We start from the raw sequence: 18,200 nt of genomic DNA, 5'->3' as shown, positions 1-18,200 counted from the left end.
ATCGGCCGGAGGCCGATGACAGCTGTCGCTGCTGAAAAGACTGGGGACGATTTTGCGGGAAACGCGCGCGGGGCGGCAGCGGACGGATGTCAGTGCGCCGGAGGCGAAGCGCCGCGCTTGTCGCCGCGGCGCGGCGCCTTATATCACATCGGAAATCTGCTCGAAGCCGGCTTGCAACTCCTGGCGGATGGGCTCCAGCAGCGCCGCCATTTGCTGGCAGTTGACGTGCTTGTCCTCCTGGCTGTCCTGCAGCAACGCCATCAATGCATGCAGACTCTGGTTGGCGGCGTGGACGTGGACAATGCCCTGGGTCAGGCCTTCATCGGCCTGCAGATAGCGCTGCTCCATGAGCTTGACCAGAGCGTAAATCTCATCCTGACCGGCGGTGACGATGCGCAGCTGCTTGATCTGCTCATGCAGGCGCTGCAACGGTGACAACTCCGGCTTGGCGACGGGGGCGTTCATGGCTGGCCCTCCGGTGTCTCGGGCCGGGTATGGCAAGGGTGCGGCTGGCAGAAACTCAATATATTCATTATGGCCTCCACAAACATCTGCTTAAGAATGCCTGCGCGGCACGCGCGGAAGGCGTGGGCAGGCTCATGACAAAGTGGGAGGACCGCAGTGCGCACGGCAGCCCCCTTGCGGGGACTCAGTGCCATGGCCTGCCCTGTTTGCGGCAGACGCATGGACGTAGCGAACCGCTGGCCAGCGGTTGCTACCACACTAAAGTAGGACCTCCCAGTCCCGCGGCTGTGGATTGTCACAGCGCAAGGGCGAGAGTAAGGGGGGATGGCTGGAGCGTCAAGGCGGCGGCGGACCGGGGGGCGGAGATTAGCGCAAAAGCCGGCATTTGGCAGCACCGGTGCTGACCGTAAAAAAGCCGCATCCGGAAAGGATGCGGCTGGCGGGCGCTTGGCCGACTTAACTGAAGCTGAGCACGCTGTTGGCATTGCCCGCCACGCCGCTGGTAGCCGGAGAATATACCGTCGGGCAACCGGTCGATGCGGCCTTGGTGTCGTAGGCCTCCAAATAGCTGGTGCTGTAAGTCTCAAACCCCACCTGGCAGTTCTTTGCCCAACCGCCATTAATTACCATGGTAGTTCCGCAAAGCGCTCTGAACCCATTGTTGCAGTTTTCCGCAATGGCCATCGGCGCGTAAATCACCCCAGCCCAAACCGCTTGAAAGCCGGTATCGCAAGTGAGCGCCTTGCCGCGTCGTCCCTGCGGCAAAGCCGGCACGGGTCCGGAACCGTGATTCCATATCACCGCGCCAGAATGCGCCTCGAAGCCCACTGCGGATTGCTCCACCACGCTGCCATCGCACCAGAGATAGGAGTTGCGTGCGGCGTGGAAGCCGGTTCGTACTCCCATCACTCGCCCCTCGGTGACCCACGCACGGCTGGTATCCGCACACAGCATCCCATGCGGGTAGGCGCTGCGATCATTGGCATCGAGTCGAACAGGTACTTTGGTAAGAAAGTTTTTGCCCTCGCCGACGATGTTCACGTAATGCAGCTCGCAGTGAGACCCTCCGCCAACGACAACGCCCCATTCCTTAACCTTGTTGACCCTCAACTTGCTGTTGCTGAAGCGGGAGTTCTGTTCCACTTGCAGACCACTGCCCGCCCCCTCCAGGATCAAAGAATTTTCCGCCCCCCACACCCATGAACCTTCGCCGATATGCAGGCAGCGGTGAGTCCAATTGCCTTCGGTGGCCTCTCCGATCAGGTGAAAGCCGGAGAACTCGACACCACGGGCATTGGTAAACACCACGCCATGGCTATTCTTATCCGCACCCGCCACAAAGCGGATCTGGCAGGCCGAGGGGTTGGCGATATTGCCGCGGATGCGAATGCGGCTGGCGAAGGGCTGGTTGCCCAACCAGATGCCTGTCGCGGTGTATTGGCCGTCGTCCACCTTGATCAGCACGTCGGTCTTCAGGGTTTTGCCGTTGAGGCTGTTCCAGGCGCTGGCGATGTCGGCGAACTCGCGGCCGGGGCCCACCTGCAGCTCCTTGTAGCCGTTTATCCCCCAATCGTCGATTTTCATCGCGTCGGTGATGCCGTAACCGGCCAGCGTGGTCGGCTTGCTGGCGCCGCCCCAGGCGATCTGCTTCACCGCCTGCAGCAACTGATCCTTGCGCGCCGGGTCCGCGCTCTGGCCGCTGCTTTTGACCACGGTCAGCAGCTCCTCCTGGCTGGCGATGACCGCGGACTGAACATTGTTCAGCCAATCGGCGCCGACGATGGTGCCCAGTTCTCCGCTGCTGGGGTTGCCGTCGTGAAACAGGGTGTCCGGCGTGGGAACCGGCTTGATGACTTCTTTCATCAGTCTCTCCAAAAACGGTGAATGAATCAGGACAGGGTCGGGATTTGCTGGGATTGGCTGCCTAGGCGCGCCCAAACCTCCTGTTGCGTATCGAAGGTCGAAGACGCCGGAACCGGCGCAAGGTCGGCTGCAGGGTCTTTGTCTTGATCGGGGTTTGCCGTGGATTGGGGGTCTTGCATGGAGCGCTCCTCAAGGAAGGGGAAAGAGCACAGGCTCCCGCCCGCCAGGGCGGGGCTGTGAGGGGAAGGGAGAACGGAAGGGAAGGTCCGCGCGAGGCGCGGTTTAAGGCTGGTAGGCGAAGTAGACGTAGGTGTGGGCCGGCTTCAAATCCTTGAACAGATCTTCCAAACGCGGGTCGCCGAAGGTGGTCAGACGTTCCCCGGCCAGCGATTGGCCGGCGCGGAAGAAATACGGCCGGGTCTTGGCGCCGAACACGGTAACTTGCCACACCCAGGGAATGTCCGCCGTCCACAGTTGTTGGCCGGCGCGGTTGAGGCCGGCGCGGAAGGGCTGCGGCTCGCTGACGGTGATGCGGTAGCCCATGCCGGCCGCCAGCCGGGTGAAATACGGGATGGACAGGCCGCCGGTTTCCGCCAGCTTGGCCAGCACCGCCTGTTGGCGCTGCTGGTAGGGCGCATCCGTCGGCGGGGTCAGCCCGCAGACGCGCTCCCAGTCCGGCAGCAGGCCTTCGGCCAGCAGCGGCGTGGTGGCGCCCACCAGCTGCCGGGCGCTGTTCTGCACCCGGTCCAGCGCCGCGCCTTCGCTGCCCAGCTCGGCCTGCAGTCGCGGCCCGTCCGGACTGTAGCTGACCGGCGGCAGCAAACGCGTCAGCAGTTCGCTATGCGGGGTTTGCGGGCTCATTGCATCCCCCTCACCGTGAGTTTGCCCAGACGCAGCCATTCCACGGTTTTCTCATTCACCACCGGCGCGATATTGTCGGCGGGCGACAGCAGTTGGCGGTCCACCACGCCGGGCAGGTCGGAGATCAACGCTTCCAGCCGGCTCTTGTACAGTTTGCTGCCGGGGGCGAGGCTGGAGAAATGGGCGGCCAGCACTTGGCGCAGCGGTTCGGTGACGGCTTGCACGGTGGTGCCGTCCACCATCAGCGCCACTTCGATGTCCACCGGCCGCGGCGTGGGCGCCAGCACCAGGCAGTTCTTGGCGGTGACCGGGCGCAGGTCTTCGATATGGGCTTGCACCGCGGCCAGGGTGTCGGCCGAAGGCAGGCTGTCCTGAGCAGTGATCACCACGTCCACGGTGCCCAGGCCGCGGCGCAGCGGGTAGACGTAGGCGGCGGACACGCCCGGCACTTCCAGCGCCCAGCGCCGGTAATCGTGACGGTTGCCGCCGGCAGGCGGGCGACGGATCAGTTCCAGCAGCCGCGCCAGCAAGGCGGCGTCGTCCTCTTCGTCCACGCCGCCGTCCATGCTGGCGAAGCTGACGCGGCTGGCCAGACCGCTAGGCGCGGCCATCAGTTCGGCCACCGTGCCGGCCGCCACATTGCCGGCCAGGCCGGGCAGATCGGCGGCCACCGCCACGCGGGCCCGGCCGTCCACGTCCAGCTGGCCGCCGGCCTGGGTGGTGTAGAGTTGTTCGCCCAGCCGCACTTTCAGGCCGGCGACGAAACCGGCGCCGGGGTTGCCGCCCAATTGCAGCAGGCCCTTGGCCGCCACCGGCGGCTTGCGGCTGAGGCCGCGCACCCGGGCGTGCTGTTCCAGATAGTCGCGGTCGGCGCTGTCGGGAAAGATCTGGCGGGCAATCCAGCTTTGATGCTGGTACAAGCCTTCCACCGCGCTGGCGACCGAGCTGGCGCGCACGTAGAAGTCGCTGTCGGGGCCGACGTCGGCGTCGGCGCGCAGGTTTTGCAGATCGCGCAGCAGCGCGCCGCGTATGGTTTCAAAATCCGGGGTGGACAAAGGCATCAGGCTATCCTCACATGGTGTTGGAAATGTCGGGTCTGGCCGCCGGCCTCTTCCACTTCGACCAGCAGCAGCAAACGGCCGCTGCCGGGGCGTTGCGCCTCTACGCCGACGCGGCGGGCGCGGCCGTCGCGCAATAGCGGTTGCAGGGCTTGTTCGGCGTACTGGCAGGCCAGCAGATCGATCTGGCTGCTGTCCTTGCTGCGCGACAACAGATGCAGGCGGGAGCCGAGTTCGGGATCGGCCCACCAGCCGCCCAGCGGGGTCATCAGCCTCAGGTAGACGGCGTTGGCCAGAGTGTCAGTGGTGGAGCCGGCGTAATCGCCGGTAATGGGGTCCAATAGAGGGTCCATGGCGTTATTTTCCGGGTTTGAAAGGGTTGGGGATAAGGGAAGCGGGTCAGTGCCGGCAGGCGTGCGCCAGGGCAAGATCAACGGCACTCCTGGCGGCGAAAACGTCGCGTTACAACGGCGGGCTGGTCGTACCGTGCACGCCGTTATGCTGGTGACCCACCAGGCTCTTGCCGCCGGCCACCACATCGCCGCTGACGGTGACGCTGCCCTGGATGGCCATGCCGCCATTGCCTTTGATCTGACCTTGCGCCACCAGCTGCGCGCTGGTGCTGAGCGTGGGCGTGGTGAAGCTGGCTTGTTCGCTGGCGTTGACCTGCCAGTTCTTGCAGCGCAGGCTGAAGGTGTCGCACTCCACCTCGATCAAGCGGCCGCGCTTGAGCACGATCTTGCTGCCTTCGTCGCTGTACAGCGCCACTTCGCCGGGTTTGAGCTGTTTCAGCCGGTAGCTGCCGTGTTCGGTGGCGATCACCACGCCGTGGCTGCTGCGCCCGCCCAGGGGCAACACCACCGCCATGCTGCCCGGCGGCGGATTGGCGCTGTAACCGTAGTGCTGGAACAGTTCGGCGTCCTGCAGCTGCTCGCCGGCCAGCGCGTCGGCCTGCACGGTTTGCACGTCGCCGGCGCTGTCCACGCGGGTCAGCACCGCGCGGAAGCCCTGCCGCACATTGCTGAAGGCGCGGCGAATTCTCTGGTCTACGTCATTCCACATCGTTTCAACCTTTCTTTGTCTCAGCGTTTGCGCATCGCCGGCAGCCAGCGGCCGTCCTCTTTCAGCGTCAGCCGGGTAGTGCTGCCCTGCCCGCGTCCGCCGCTGAAGGTGCGCGCCATCAGGAAATAAGTGCCGCCTTTGATGCCGTGCGGCTCGCTTTCCACCTGGATGCGCTGGCCGGGGGTCCACAGTTCTCCGGCGCTGTTGCGATGGCCGGCCACGGTGGCGCTGAGGGTGTAGCCGGCCAGCCGGGCGTCGGCCAGCATCTTGTCCGCGCGCGCCGCCAGTTCCGCCGGATTGGCGGCGTCCGGCTCCACCACGATGCGCGGTTTGTGATACCGGACGTCCGGGTCCGCGGACTGATGCTTGAGATCGTGCCTGCCCGGGGTCAAGGCCTGACGGTGGCCTTGGCCCAGCAGGGTCAGTTGCGAGTAGCGCGGCGCGTGGGAGCGGGTTTCCGCCAGGCTGAGCACATTGTTGCCCTTGCCGTCGCGGCGCAGGATCAGCTTGGCCTTGGCCGGGGCGCTGTAATCCGGGCCGCCCACCACCAGGGTGCCGTCCGGATCGAACCAGGCGGCGAGGCCGTTGGCCGCCGCGGCGCGGGTCAGCACGTCCCAGGCGCTGTTGCCCGGGTCCACGCTGATTTTCTCGATCTGGCCCTTGCCCTTGGCGTCCACGCGCAGACGGCTGACGCCCAAGGGCTTGATCACGTTCTCCAACACATCGCTCAGCGTCATGCCCTTGCCGGTGAGCAGCGGCGCGCTGCAATCGAGCAACATGCCGGCCAGATCCCGGCCCGACAGCGTCAGCTGGTGACTGCCGGCGCCTATGCTGTGGCTGATGTCGTCCACCCGCCCCTGCAGCACCACGTCCGCGCCCACCAGCACTTTGACCTCGGCGCCCGGCTCCACCGCCGGCGGCACCTCGCCGCCGGGCAGGCCCAACGACACCTGCCAGGCGTCGGCGGCCACGGTCAGATCGGAGTCGATGCTGTACTGGGTCCAGTAGCGATGCGCCTTGCCGGCGATCTCCAGGCTGACTTCGTTATTGGCCGAAACGGTCCTAGCGGGCGTAGCCATGGATCAGCTCTCCTGCTTGCAGATGGTTGGGGTGCACCAGCTGCGGGTTCAGCCGCAGCAGCTCGGCGGCGCGGCCGCTGTCGCCGTACCACAGGTGGGCCAGTTGACGCAGATTGGCGGCGGATTCCACCTTGCGGGTGATCAAGGGCGGCTTGGCGGCCACCAGGCCAGCGGCGCTGCGTTGCACCTGCAGGCCCAGATCGCGCAGACTTTCAATCACCTGGCGCGCGTCCTCGCCCGGCAGCGCCTTGCGCCATTGCTCTATGGTCTGCTGCAAGGTGGCGCGCACGTCGCCGGCCACTTGCTCCAGCGCCGGCGGCGTCAACGTGGGCTGCGCGGCTTCCGAGCGGAACAGATCGGCGGCGGCGTTCGCCATCGAGGTGGACACGGTCAGCTTGAGCAGCGCGTCGATGCGGAGCTCGTCCTCGGTCCAGACCTCCAGCGCCTTGCCGGCCTGGCTCAAGCTGTCCGACGCGCGGCCGATTTTCTTGGACACGCCGTTGAGCCGGTCCTTCATCGCGTTCCAGTCAGCCAGAGTGGCCTGCGGCAGCTTGGCCTCCGCCTCCCACTTCAGGCCCGGCCAGATTTCCAGCTTGACGCCGAAGCGCCAGTTGGCGACCTCGTCCACCAGGGACGTCACCTGGCCGATGAAGGCCTGCGGATAGGCCAGCAAGTCCACCACCTGGGCAATACCTTGCTGCGCCATGCCGGCGAGCTGCCGCACGGTGTCGCTCAAGCGCACGCGCAGCGCGCCCAGCCGGGTCAGCGCGGTATTGGCGTTTTGCAGCAGGCCCTGAGCCTTGGCGAAGGCCTCGCCGCCCAGGCTGCGCGCCTTGGCCGCCAAGGCGCTGATGGCCTCCACCTGCTGCAAAGGCTGCTGACTGGCGAAAAAGGGATTGCCCGGCGTGGCCTCCACCCAGTTCACTTCCACGGTGCAGGAGTCCGGCGCGTCGGCTTCGTGGCTGATCTGGTAATCCAGCAGCTGCGCCTTGGGCATGCTGCCGAATACCGGGTGGATCAGTTCGCCCGGCCCTGCCTGGTCCAGCGCGGCGACGAAGTCGCGCAGCCGCTGCTGATAATCGCGACCCCAGAAGAAGACGCTGAGCGACACCTTGCGCGCCTTGCGGCCCAGGTCCTCGACGTCTGCGCCGTCCAGATAGGGGTATTCGTGCATCGCCTGGTCGCGCTGGGCGCTATCCACGCTGCGCAGGCATTCAAAGCGCACCCCGCGGAAACTGGCGTCCACCAGCGCGCCGGCGGCGGAGCCGGCAAACAGACTGAGATTGAACATCAGCTTCTCCTTTGTTGTTGGCTATTGGCGGCGTTGACGGCGGCGACGATATTGCCGTTTTGGACGTCGACGGTGACTTGGATTGGTTGGGACAGCACGCTGCTGAGTTGAGACAGAGTGGCTTGGAGTTGGCTGAGAACAGCTTGTATTGCAGGGACACCTTGATCGATCTCTGCCGCCATCGCAGCAGCACTAACCTCCTTCCCAGCATTTACCTCTCTTGGACTTGGAAGCGTCCCTTTTTTAGTTACACTGGGTTTATCAGCCACCGGTTTTTTTGCTACTGACTTGAATGTCGTACCCTTAGCCGACCGGCCAACTGAATCCGGGGATTTAGTCTCTGTAGCTTGCTGGTTTAACAGCTTTTCTCCTATTGATTTATGACCACCAGAGGTGACTTCAACCTTACCTGGTTTAAAGCCCTCCACTTTTTTCATGCCATCCAGCAAAGCCTCAAACTCTTCCGATTTTAAATCTTTGATTTTTTTCCCATGCAAATCCAGTTTACGACCTGCGGCTAGTTTATGGATATTATTTGCATAGGCAGCTACATTTGCCGTTCCAGAATAATCAGAAATCGCATATTTCGGCAACATCTGCTCAATTGTTTTGTTGCCATGCAATTTAGTCAACAGTTGCGACTTTGCCGCTCGGCCAGCTTCCTCCGTTTCAAAAACGGCATTACCCCATTGATCAAGATCTACCACGCCGTGGTAACGTTTCCTTGCATCAGCTAGTGCTTGTTTTTTACTGCGCTTACTTTTATCTGTTTTATCAGCACTTCCGGCATAACCAAACTTCAGATTGCCGGGATTATTATTGCGCCATGATACAGTGCCATCACGTCTAGTTTGTACTGAACCATCTTTCATTTGATAAGTGCGCGTCTTGCCTACGCTGGAAAGCAAACCGGCAATAGTTTGAGAGTCACGACTACCCCCCCCTCCTATCACACCAGTTTTAGGTGATGCGCCAACTTCTTTTTTTATTGCAACAATAGGAGTTTTTTCTTTTTCAGCCAAAATATTGAGCTGCTCTGACACATGATCCGAAGAGTGCCTGTTCTCAACTTGGTCAATAGCAGCACTTACCAATTGACCTGTTAGCCCCCCGACAATAGCTCCTGGTATTCTTTGCTTCCACGTCATCTCGGCTTTCGGCAACGTAGTTTTTGACCCTAAATGCGGCCCAGTCAAACCAGAAACAGCGCTACCATCAACCACATAATTTTTAAACGTCTTCGGCATGCCTTTCCCTGCTGCAGGCAAGCCCATGCTTTTATTCTTTTCTTTATATTGCTGTGTTTTAATCACCCCACCTGCAGCGGCAGGATCTATCGTTGCTCCATCAAAGCCAAAAGATTGGGATACTGCTTGTGCAATTGCACCACCCAAAGAGTGCCCTGTTACTAGAATTTTTGCATTTTCCCCAGCCTCTTTTTTTACCTGCTGCGCAAAATCCATCCCTTGGCGAAATTGTTCATCATAACGTCCACGCGCAATGTTTAAATCAGCTCCTGACACATCTCCTAAATCATCTGTCCCACGGTATGCAATCACTATTCGATCATCTTTTTTATTACGAAACGAGACAGCGGCGAAGGAACCTTCTACTTTAGGCCCAAGATTTATCTCCCAGTTTTCAAACTTCGGATCACTTGCTAGCGCTTTAACAATGATTTCTTCATCCTTGTAGGCCAGTTTAGAAAATTCTCCGAGCAATGCATCGTTTCTAACAGATGAAGTCATTTAACCTCCAAGCATAGCCATGACAAGCCCATGTTTGGACTTGATATTTAGAAGTATTGAAGTGTTTAAAATGAGCTGGCTCGGTGGAAAAAATTCCACCGGCCAAGCTAAACAGTTACTTCATTTAATTACTCAACGATTTTACGCAGCGACAGCAGCTTGATATCGCGGCGCGCTTCGCTTTCCACTCCGTATTTCTCGCCCACTTCCAGAGTGAAGCAATCCAGGTAGCTGGTGCGCTTGCCACCCGGCGCCACCGGGAATTCGGTGAGCTTGGCGCCTTCGATCGCCTCCCAGTCCAACTCGCCGGACAGCGGGATGGAGACGGTGACGGACAGCTCGTATTCCGAGATGCCGCGCGCGAAGCCGCGGGCGCGGCCGCTGCTGTTCATGGTTTTCACCAGCTTACGGCCGGTCTTGCTGCTGACGTTCAGATCGATGACGTCGATTTCCTGGCCGTTGACTTCCAGTACGATCGAACCTGCGTATTCTTTCAAAGCCATGTGAATGTCCTTTTCGGTTTCATGTGGACGGCCCTGCCGGTTTGGCGGCGGGCCGCCGGGTCAAGCGTTAACGGGGAAAACTAGGTCCGCTCGGGTAAGCACGCAGGGGCAAGACGGCGCGCCGCGGCACCCCGCGTGTTTACCCCGCGCCGCTTACAGCAGCAGATCGATGCGGCCGGCGAACACATGCAGGCCGTTGACCACGTCCACCGGGATCTTGGCGTCCAGACGGTTCACGTCTTGCGCGTCGCGCTCGACGATCAGGCCGTCCTTGTTGGCTTCCACCGCCTCGATGATTTCCAACTCTTCCAGCTTGTAGAGCACGTCCAGCAGTTCAGAACGGACCTTGGACGGGGTGCGGTCGGACAGCTTCTCGCGCGGGAAGCGCAGCGCCACGCGTTCGCGGCAGGCGCGGCGCACGTAGTCCAGGGTGCGGATGGTGGTCAGATCCAGCAGCGACACGTCGTCCACACCCTGGGCGTCCTTGGTGTAGGTGCTGATGGAGCGCACGATCTGCACGCGCTCGCCCGGGCCCACTTCCAGAGGGGTCACGCCGTTGTAGAGGGCGTTTTCCTGCTCGGTGCGGCTGGTGCGGGCGGCCAGTTCCACCACGTCCAGACCCTTGAGTTCCAAGGTGTTCAGCGGACGGGCCGGATCTTCCTCGCTGGCGATCACCGCGGCGTAGGCGGCGGCCAGTTCGCCCGGCAGTTTGGCGGAACCGCGATACCAGGCGGCGCTGACGCGGCCGCTGGCCAGCTTGGAGGCGATGGCGCTGACTTCCGCCAGCGCGCCGACGGCGCCGACCACGCCGATGGCGCCGCGTTGCTCCATCGGGCCGGACACGAAGTCCAGATGGGTGCGCAGCGCGGTGAAGGCGGCGTCGTTGTTGAACGGGCTGACCACGATGTGGTGGCCGCCGCTGACCACGGCCGCCAGCGCCGGAGCGATGTCCGGATCGGCTGCGCCGCCTTTCATCGCGGCCACGGTGATGCCGAGGCCGGCGATCTGCTCCTGCGCCTTCAGCGCGACGGCGTTGCCTGCCGCGCCCTTGTGGCGGGCGGTCAGGGTCAGCACTTCCTTGGCGACGGCGGCGGTCACCGGCAGGTCAGCCAGCTTGTCGACGGCGGCCTTGGCGGCGGCGGCGATCTTGGCGGCGTCGTCGCCGGCGGCCACGGCCACGTCGATGCGGCGGCCGCCGATGAACAGGCTGGCCACGCCGGCGCCGGTGGCCGGGCCGGTGAAGGTGAAGGTGCCGACGGCGGCGGCGGCGCTGTCCGCGTCGTCAACCGCGATCACGCTGAGCTGCAGGTAGGGATTGGCGTTGATGGCGGCGCGGGCCAGCAGATGAGCGTAGGAGCCGCGGCCGAAAGCCTGGGCGGCCTGCTCGTCGCTGAACACGTCCAGCGCGGCCAGCGCCGGCTGAGCGGCGTCGGCAAAGCGCTGGCCGATCACCAGCACGCGCTGCGGATTGCCCGGCAGGGTGCGCACCGCCAGCTTGGTGTTGAACTCGAAGTATTTGCCCGGCTTGCGGATGGACGCCGGAATCTGGTCGAAGCTGATGTTGGGGCTGGCCATAGAGTATGGGCTCCTGATTGATGCGGTTGGGGGAAATTCGTCGCGCCGGACGGCGCGGCGGGATACTGCGAAAAATCAAATGCGGGGCGGCTTGGGCTGCAGCACGACATCCTGGGCCTTGACGCCCGGCTTGCCGTCCAGGCTGTAGTCCAGCCGGGTGCTGCGCCATTCGGTGGCGGGGCCTTCCAGCCGGCCGCCGAAGCGGGCGAACACCTGGTCCGGATCGGCCTCGCCCTGCGGCGACGGCCAGTGGCCGTTGTCCAGCGCCTCGTCCAGCCAGTGGGTGGAGAAATCGCAGGCCACCAGGCTCCACGGCTCGCCGTCCCGCTGGGCCTGGCCCAGCGGGCGCACTTGCTCGGGAATCAGCGGCGACACCGCCAGGCTGAAATCCTGAGCCGCCAGCAAACGGCGCACCGCGTAAACCAGCTGCCAGACGCCGGCGCCGGCGTAGCCGCGATCCGCCTGCAGGCGGTCTCCGACGATGACGGTGAAGCGGGCCTGCGCCTTGTAGCGCTGGCGTTGGCTGGCCGAAGGCTGGCAGGCGGTCACGCCGCCGGCCACGGTCCACAAGGCCGGCAAACGCGCGAGCGCCTGCGGATTCAGGCCCGGGCTGCCCGCCGCCGGCGTCAGCCGGCTTTGGTGACGACCTTGCGCCAGATCCAGCCCGCAGAGGCCGGTTTCGTCCAGGTCGGCCGCCACTTCGCGCACCATGCGGCCCAGGCCCTGGCGCAGGCGGTCGGCGATGGCGTCTTGCAGTTGGATCAGCTGGGACATGATTTCCTCAAGGATTCATCGGTTTATCGATAAGGCTATTGTCTCGCGCCCGCGGTTTTGGGCTTAGCTGAGCGATGTCAGTGGAGCTTGCGGCCGCGGGCGCGGCCGGGGAGGATCAGACCTTGATGCAGGCCAAGAGGGCGATGTTGCGCGGGCGGGCTGCGCCGACCGAGCTGACATAGTTGCCCAAAGCGCCCTTGACGCCGGTCACGTAGTGCATTTCCAGGCCGGGATAGCCGGCCAAGTCAGGAATATCCGCGCCGAAGGCGGCGGTGCCGGCGGCTGCCTGTCCTGCGCCGACATTGGTGCTGATGTTGTACAGCTCGTTGTCGCTGAAATACTCGTTGGCGGCGACCAGCGTGCCTTTCTGCGCGCTGCCGAGCTTGCGAGCCGGATCTACGCCGCGCCCGTCGTCCCAGCCGCGAATGAATTCGCCGCGCAGGTCAGGGACATTGAACATGGCTTCGTCGCTGTTCTTCGCATCGCGGAAGCTGTCGCCGATCACGCTGAACAAGGTGGGATACGCGCTTTTGGCATAGGCCTTGCCATCAGCCTTCAGCCAGCCTTCCGGGGCTTTCTCCGCGGCAAAATGCATGACGGCGCCGCTGGGCACGCCTTGTCCCTTGCCTCCTTCTTGGCCGCAACAAGTCGCATTCATCTGGAACTGCGCGCCCTTGCCATCCGCGGCCATTGCAGCGTCTTCATGGCCAATTAAATTGAACTGCAGCTGCGGTTTGATACAGATCGTCGTTTGCGACATCTGGATTCCTTTCACAAGGTTTGAGAAGACGGAAATTCGACGCCGCGCCGGAGGCGGCGGATGAAACGGCGTACCGCCGCTCAGTGAATCAAACGCTTGAGGAATTCGCCCAGCAGCGTCACCGCCAGCGCGGACAAGGCGCCGGACATGGCGCCGCTGCGCGCGGCCTGGACTTCGACGTCGCGTAGGCGGCCGTCCAGCTCTTCCAGTTTTTTGTCTTGTTTGGCGAGGTGCGCCACGATCATGTCGAGCTTGCCTTCTATGCGGCCCAGGGCCATCAAATTGTCATGTTCCACGTGAAACCCGCCTTTCAGCCTTCGGCCAGTTGTTGGCAGATCACGCAGCGGGTGCAGCTGGGCATGATCGCCCGGCGCGCGGACGGGATGGGATCGCCGCAATCCTCGCAGTGGCTGTAGCCGGTCTGATCGAACTGTTGGTAATGGCGGGCAATCGCTTGCTCGCGAAACTCGGTCTCCAGTTCGCTGGCCCGATCGAAAAAGTCGCTCATGGTTGTGGTCCTTCGGATGTGAACAGCCCGCCGAGCGCCGTCAGCCTTTGTTCCAGTTGCTGGCACCAGGCGCCGTAGTCGGCGGCGTGAGCCAGGAGGTCTGCTGCCGGTAACCCGGCGCCGGCGGCGGCGGCTTGATGGGGATTTGCAATAGATACGGAGTCGGTTGCGGGCATTGCGGCGGCGGGATAGCCGAGGACTTGCCGGTAGAGGCGCAGGCTGTCAGGGCCAAGGCCGCCGTAACGGCCGCCATCCTGTTGCACGACATATTCGATCCTTTGTTTCTGGTCTTGCAGCCGCCGCTGCAGGTCCTGTTGTTGACTCAGCAAGCGCGCCTCCTGTCGGCCCAGCAGCTCGCGCAAGCGTTGCTGCTGCTGCAAGGCGGCCTCCAATTGCCGCTGGGCGCGTTCCGCTTCGGCGGTCAGACGGCCTTGATCCGCCGCTCGTTGTTCGGCCAAACGCGCGCGCCAGTTCTCCGCGCCGTGGCGCAGCCCAAGCGGATACGCCAAGCCAGCCGCCAGCAAGGGCGGCAACAGCCAGCCCCCCAGCTTCAGCCATGCGGGCCCCGGGCCCATCAGCGGCCGCCTCGGTCGCGCCAGGCGGCGATCAGGCGCAAGCCGGCGGAGTAGCCGCCGACGATGCCGAGATAAATCAGCCAGATCTCCGCGCCCAGGGCGCCGCGCAGCCCCTCCACCACGAACAGCAGCGTGGCCGCGGCGCAGGCGATGTTGGCCCACAGCCGGGAATGGCTCAGCCGGCGGCCGCCGGGCCGGGTCAGCAAGTCGGACAGACGCATCATTTCTTCTCCTTGTCGAGGTCGGTCGGATTCAACTCAAAATGGGGAAACTCGCGGAAAGGCGCGTCCGCCCGGCCATACCAGTTCAGCCCCAGCGCGGCGCCGATCTCGCCCATCAGCTGCCAGTGCGGATGGTGGGCGTCCCAGACCGGCTTGCCGCCGATCAGCGGCACCACGTCGAAGGCGCGCGCCGCCGGGCTGCCGTGCAGCATGGCGTTGTGCGCAGACTGGCCCGCGCGGGCGTTGGTCACCTTGAGCCCGGGCCGGCTGCGGCCCTGCGCGTACAAGGCGTCTTGTTCCGCTCCGGAACGCCAGGTGCAGGTGATCAAGGCCTCCACGCCGGCGTCGCGGCAGCGCCGCACAAACGCTTCGGCCAGGGGTTGCAACTGCGGGTGCAGGTCGGAAATAGCTCTGCTGGCCATGAAGACTCCTTTTGTTGACGAAACGTGGCTCATTGGCCGGCCGTCATGCGCGGCGCGCGCGCAGCCCTGCCAGGCGGACGGAACCGGCTTGAAACAAACAGGAGAAATCGGAAGAGAGGGGGAAGCGGCGTATCGCCTTAGTGCAGATCTTGGCTGGGCGTTTTCAGCACGCGCCACACCATGCGGTCGCTCAGTTGGAAACGGATGGCCAGCACGCTGACCGCCTCGTTGGCGCCCAGTCCCTGGTCCAGCAGTTGGTCGAAGTCGCTCAGCAATTGTTGATTGCGCGCCAAGCGCAAGGCCTGGCTGCAGCGCGGCACGTACAGGATGTCGCCGCCAAAATGATGAGTCAGGCTGGCTGCGGCGTCTTCGCCTATCACCTCCACCAGCGCGGCGAAGCGCAGTTGCCCCGCCTTGCTTTGGTTTTTGGAGATGGGCAAGGTAGTGCCGCCCAGCGCCTGCACCAATTGCAAGGTGCGCGGCAAACCGATCAGTTCCGCCACCAGGCGCATGGTTTCGGGCAGGGCCGGGGCGATATTGGCTACGGTCATCGCGGAAATCTCCTTGTAATCACGGAACAAAGACGATAAGTTCTAAATGAGTTATAATTAATCAAGGCCATGTACGCAGTTTGCATTTAGAACTGTCGTTCTAAACACTGGCAAGCCCATGAATTCTATCGAATACAGCCATTCATGTGCTGGCTCACACAAGGACCTTGCCTTGCGCCGACTTGTTTTGAACTTGCCTCAGATTCATAAGTGCTATTTTAGTTCAAAATGTAAAACCGATCAATTAGTACGATGTCACTACCTGTCCTTTAGTGCAGGTCATTTGACCGAGCCGTGGCGCCGGCCTCGCACGCCAAATGGAGTTCTATATGGAAAAAAACTTGGAACAAAGTGACTTCAAGCAACGGCTGGAGTTGCTGATAGGCGCGGAAAAGCCCTACGCCTGGGCCACCCGCATTGGAATCAACAAAGGTTCGTTCACCAATATGTGGTATCACGGCGGGGTGCCGCGCGCGGCCACAGCCAGCAAGATCGCGGAGGCCAGCGGCTGCAGGCTGGAATGGCTGCTGCACGGCAGCGGGCCGCAGTACGAGTCGGCGCCGCCGCTGGGCGCGTCGATCAGACTAGAACGCGATTCGGACTGTTTTGTACCCGACAACGTCCATGAAGAGTTCTGTTTCATCCCGCGCTATAACCTGAAGGCCTCGGCCGGCTTCGGTTCCAATGCCAGCGATGAAGCGCCGATGTTCTATATGGCGTTCCGAAAATACTGGATCAAGAACCATCTGAACGCGTCCGCCCGGGACCTGGCGGTGATCAGCGTCAAGGGCGACAGCATGAGCGGCGTGCTGGAGGACCGCGACACCATCCTGGTCAACACCGCGGAACACTCCCCCGGCGAGGGCCTGTACGTGATCCGCATGGGCGAGGACATCTTCGTCAAGCAGTTGCAGCGTTTGCCCGGCGGCGCGGTGCAGGTGCGCAGCGCCAATCCCTTGTACGAAACCTTTACCGTGGACCTGCAACGCAATACAGGCGAATTCGAAGTCATCGGCCGCGTGGTCTGGTTTGGCCGCCAGATCGGCTGACCCGGACCCGACGCGGGTGTAGACTGTTGTTTTGCCGCACCGCATGAAACGAGACACCACCATGATTCAACACATCGAAGCCAGCCTGAACGAGGCGCAAACCGCCTTGGCCAATCTGCTGGCCAACCCGGAAGCGCTGGCCAGCATCGACGCGGCGGCGCAAACCCTGATCGCCAGCCTGACAAACGGTGGGCGCGTCTTTTCCTGCGGCAACGGCGGTTCGATGTGCGACGCCATGCATTTCGCCGAAGAGCTGACCGGCCGCTACCGCAAAAACCGCCGCGGCATGGCCGCCGTCGCCATTTCCGATCCCAGCCACATGACTTGCGTGGCCAACGACTACGGTTACGAGTTCGTGTTTTCGCGTTATCTGGAAAGCCACGCCCGCGCCGGCGACGTGCTGATCGGCATCAGCACCAGCGGCAATAGCCAGACCATAGTCAACGCCGCGCAAGTGGCCCGTGAAATGGGCGTCAAGGTGATTATCCTCACCGGCCGCGCCGGCACTCGGCTGGAGCCGCTGGCCGACGTCTACGTCAACACGCCCGGCGGTCAGTTCGCGGACCGGGTGCAGGAGTTGCACATCAAGGTGCTGCACATCCTGATCGAACTGGTGGAACGCCACTTCTGCCCGGAAAACTATTGAGTTTTCCCGCTTGGTCACGCTTGCCATTGTGCTGAAGACGCGCGCCGCGCCATAAGCGACGTCCGTCAGTACAACGGCATTAATGCGACGCAAAAAAACCGCCGCCCGGTCTACCCGGCGGCGGTTCTGCTTTCCGGCGGCGCGCGCTAGCGATTGAGGAAGGCAGCGATGCGCTGATACACCATGCGGCAGATGTCCGGCACGATGGCCTCCAGATTGAGGAAGGCGTGCACCATGCCGTCCAGATGCAAATGCTCCGCCTCCACCTCCGCCGCGCGCAGCTTGTCGGCGTAAAGAAAGGCCTCGTCGCGCAGCGGATCGAAGCCGGCCGACACCAGCATGGTCGGCGGCAGCTTGCGGCTGAATCCGCCATGCAGCGGCGAGGCCTGCAGGCGGTTCTCCGCGTGCTGGAAGTAGTTATCGAAATACCAGGCCACCCGCGCCTTGGTCAGCAGATAGCCTTCGCCGTTCTCGTCCACCGACGGCTGGCTCAAGGTGTAGTCGACGCTGGGATAGATCAGCACCTGGCGCTTGATCCGCAGCGAAGCGTCGTACTGCCCCAAAGCGCTGAGGCTGGACGTCAGCGCGCCGCCGGCGGAATCCCCGGCCAGCGACAGCTGGCGCAGATAGGGCAGCCCGCGCGCGTCCAGCGCCTGCCACAAGCCCTTGGCCACGACGGCGGCGTCCTGCAAGCCGGCCGGGTACGGGCTTTCCGGCGCCAAGCGGTAGTCGGCGGCCACCACCACGTGCTGGCTGGCGGCGGCCAAGCGCCGGCAGATCGGATCGTAAACGCTGACGCTGCCCACCATGTGCCCGCCGCCGTGGAAGAACGCCAGCACCGGCAGCGCTCGCTTCGGATCCGGGTGGTAGACGCGCACCGGCACGGTGAAATCGCGGCCGGGCACCAGGTCGTCGTTGACCCAGGCGATGTCCGGTCCCGGCGTCACCAGCTGTCGGGTCAGATTGGCCAGCGCTTCGCGCGCGCCTATCGACGTCGCCTTGTAGCCTTTGGCCACCAACTCGGCCAGTTCGCGGTTGTATTCTTCCAGCCAGACGGCCAGAGCGGGATCGAGCTGATGCATGCAAGCTCCTATCGGCCCAGGCGTGACGGACGGCGCGCGGGCGCAGCGAGAGAAAGGGGACTGCCGGGCGCGGGCCGCCGCGGCGCCAAGCGCACGGCGAGCGGTCC

At 63.3% G+C, this 18,200-nt stretch carries 22 protein-coding genes; 2 read left to right on the top strand and 20 right to left on the bottom strand.

What is annotated here, in order from left to right; all coding sequences use genetic code 11:
- Positions 1-138: 138 nt before the first annotated feature.
- The 19 genes from VK98_RS21180 to VK98_RS21090 all read right to left on the bottom strand — a co-directional run bounded on the left by VK98_RS21180 (position 139) and on the right by VK98_RS21090 (position 15,316).
- Positions 139-465, bottom strand: coding sequence for a hypothetical protein (locus VK98_RS21180; RefSeq protein ID WP_156188008.1), 327 nt, complete (start codon positions 463-465; stop codon positions 139-141).
- A gap of 456 nt (positions 466-921) precedes the next feature.
- A complete protein-coding gene (locus VK98_RS21175; RefSeq protein WP_048415924.1) occupies positions 922-2,328 on the bottom strand; it encodes a hypothetical protein in 1,407 nt (468 codons plus the stop codon).
- Between the two features lie 282 nt (positions 2,329-2,610).
- Positions 2,611-3,189: a YmfQ family protein gene (locus VK98_RS21170; protein WP_048415923.1), complete on the bottom strand. Its 579-nt coding sequence runs from the start codon at positions 3,187-3,189 to the stop codon at positions 2,611-2,613.
- On the bottom strand, positions 3,186-4,250 hold the full coding sequence (locus tag VK98_RS21165) for a baseplate J/gp47 family protein (RefSeq protein ID WP_048415922.1): 1,065 nt from the start codon (positions 4,248-4,250) through the stop codon (positions 3,186-3,188). The genes VK98_RS21170 and VK98_RS21165 overlap by 4 nt, the downstream gene beginning before the upstream one ends.
- Positions 4,250-4,600 carry a phage GP46 family protein gene (locus VK98_RS21160; protein WP_019102042.1) on the bottom strand — a complete coding sequence of 117 codons (351 nt, stop codon included), beginning with the start codon at positions 4,598-4,600 and terminating at the stop codon, positions 4,250-4,252. Before VK98_RS21160 ends, VK98_RS21165 begins: the two co-directional genes overlap by 1 nt.
- 109 nt (positions 4,601-4,709) lie before the next feature.
- Positions 4,710-5,309, bottom strand: a complete 600-nt coding sequence (locus VK98_RS21155) for a phage baseplate assembly protein V (protein ID WP_048415921.1) — start codon at positions 5,307-5,309, stop codon at positions 4,710-4,712.
- A gap of 20 nt (positions 5,310-5,329) precedes the next feature.
- Positions 5,330-6,388, bottom strand: coding sequence for a phage baseplate assembly protein (locus VK98_RS21150; protein WP_048415920.1), 1,059 nt, complete (start codon positions 6,386-6,388; stop codon positions 5,330-5,332).
- Complete coding sequence (locus VK98_RS21145; RefSeq protein WP_048415919.1) at positions 6,372-7,679, bottom strand: DNA circularization protein; 1,308 nt, start codon at positions 7,677-7,679, stop codon at positions 6,372-6,374. The genes VK98_RS21150 and VK98_RS21145 overlap by 17 nt, the downstream gene beginning before the upstream one ends.
- Positions 7,679-9,427, bottom strand: a complete 1,749-nt coding sequence (locus VK98_RS23515) for an Mbeg1-like protein (RefSeq protein ID WP_082159165.1) — start codon at positions 9,425-9,427, stop codon at positions 7,679-7,681. The genes VK98_RS21145 and VK98_RS23515 overlap by 1 nt, the downstream gene beginning before the upstream one ends.
- A gap of 128 nt (positions 9,428-9,555) precedes the next feature.
- Positions 9,556-9,930 (bottom strand): hypothetical protein, encoded by a 375-nt coding sequence (locus VK98_RS21135; RefSeq protein WP_048415917.1) that lies wholly within the window; start codon positions 9,928-9,930, stop codon positions 9,556-9,558.
- 153 nt (positions 9,931-10,083) lie between these two features.
- Complete coding sequence (locus tag VK98_RS21130) at positions 10,084-11,505, bottom strand: phage tail sheath C-terminal domain-containing protein (protein ID WP_048415916.1); 1,422 nt, start codon at positions 11,503-11,505, stop codon at positions 10,084-10,086.
- A gap of 75 nt (positions 11,506-11,580) precedes the next feature.
- Complete coding sequence (locus VK98_RS21125; RefSeq protein ID WP_048415915.1) at positions 11,581-12,279, bottom strand: DUF1834 family protein; 699 nt, start codon at positions 12,277-12,279, stop codon at positions 11,581-11,583.
- A 115-nt stretch (positions 12,280-12,394) separates the two neighbouring features.
- Entirely contained in the window at positions 12,395-13,039 is a 645-nt protein-coding gene (locus VK98_RS21120) for a phage tail protein (RefSeq protein WP_082159164.1), read from the bottom strand.
- Positions 13,040-13,119: 80 nt separating this feature from the next.
- Positions 13,120-13,335: a hypothetical protein gene (locus VK98_RS21115; RefSeq protein WP_043640201.1), complete on the bottom strand. Its 216-nt coding sequence runs from the start codon at positions 13,333-13,335 to the stop codon at positions 13,120-13,122.
- A gap of 14 nt (positions 13,336-13,349) precedes the next feature.
- The gene (locus VK98_RS21110; RefSeq protein ID WP_043589247.1) at positions 13,350-13,547 is read right to left on the bottom strand and encodes a TraR/DksA family transcriptional regulator; all 198 of its coding nucleotides are present in this window, start codon (positions 13,545-13,547) and stop codon (positions 13,350-13,352) included.
- Positions 13,544-14,080 (bottom strand): hypothetical protein, encoded by a 537-nt coding sequence (locus VK98_RS21105; RefSeq protein WP_156188007.1) that lies wholly within the window; start codon positions 14,078-14,080, stop codon positions 13,544-13,546. Before VK98_RS21105 ends, VK98_RS21110 begins: the two co-directional genes overlap by 4 nt.
- Before the next feature lie 41 nt (positions 14,081-14,121).
- Positions 14,122-14,346, bottom strand: a complete 225-nt coding sequence (locus VK98_RS21100) for a hypothetical protein (protein ID WP_231589344.1) — start codon at positions 14,344-14,346, stop codon at positions 14,122-14,124.
- Positions 14,343-14,765, bottom strand: a complete 423-nt coding sequence (locus tag VK98_RS21095; protein WP_048415914.1) for a M15 family metallopeptidase — start codon at positions 14,763-14,765, stop codon at positions 14,343-14,345. Before VK98_RS21095 ends, VK98_RS21100 begins: the two co-directional genes overlap by 4 nt.
- Before the next feature lie 137 nt (positions 14,766-14,902).
- Positions 14,903-15,316, bottom strand: coding sequence for a Mor transcription activator family protein (locus VK98_RS21090; RefSeq protein ID WP_048415913.1), 414 nt, complete (start codon positions 15,314-15,316; stop codon positions 14,903-14,905).
- A gap of 329 nt (positions 15,317-15,645) precedes the next feature.
- Between VK98_RS21090 and VK98_RS21085 the strand changes: the two genes are divergently transcribed.
- A complete protein-coding gene (locus VK98_RS21085; RefSeq protein WP_053077522.1) occupies positions 15,646-16,365 on the top strand; it encodes a helix-turn-helix transcriptional regulator in 720 nt (239 codons plus the stop codon).
- A 61-nt stretch (positions 16,366-16,426) separates the two neighbouring features.
- Positions 16,427-17,011 carry an SIS domain-containing protein gene (locus VK98_RS21080; protein WP_048415912.1) on the top strand — a complete coding sequence of 195 codons (585 nt, stop codon included), beginning with the start codon at positions 16,427-16,429 and terminating at the stop codon, positions 17,009-17,011.
- A 146-nt stretch (positions 17,012-17,157) separates the two neighbouring features.
- On the opposite strand, the gene VK98_RS21075 is transcribed toward VK98_RS21080, so the two are convergent.
- Positions 17,158-18,093: an alpha/beta hydrolase gene (locus VK98_RS21075; RefSeq protein WP_048415911.1), complete on the bottom strand. Its 936-nt coding sequence runs from the start codon at positions 18,091-18,093 to the stop codon at positions 17,158-17,160.
- Between the last annotated feature and the right edge of the window lie 107 nt (positions 18,094-18,200).

The sequence above is a fragment of the Chromobacterium sp. LK11 genome (genome assembly GCF_001043705.1).
GTDB lineage: Bacteria > Pseudomonadota > Gammaproteobacteria > Burkholderiales > Chromobacteriaceae > Chromobacterium > Chromobacterium alkanivorans.
Note: the sequence above shows the minus strand (reverse complement) of the source record. Positions and strands in the feature narration are given on the sequence as shown.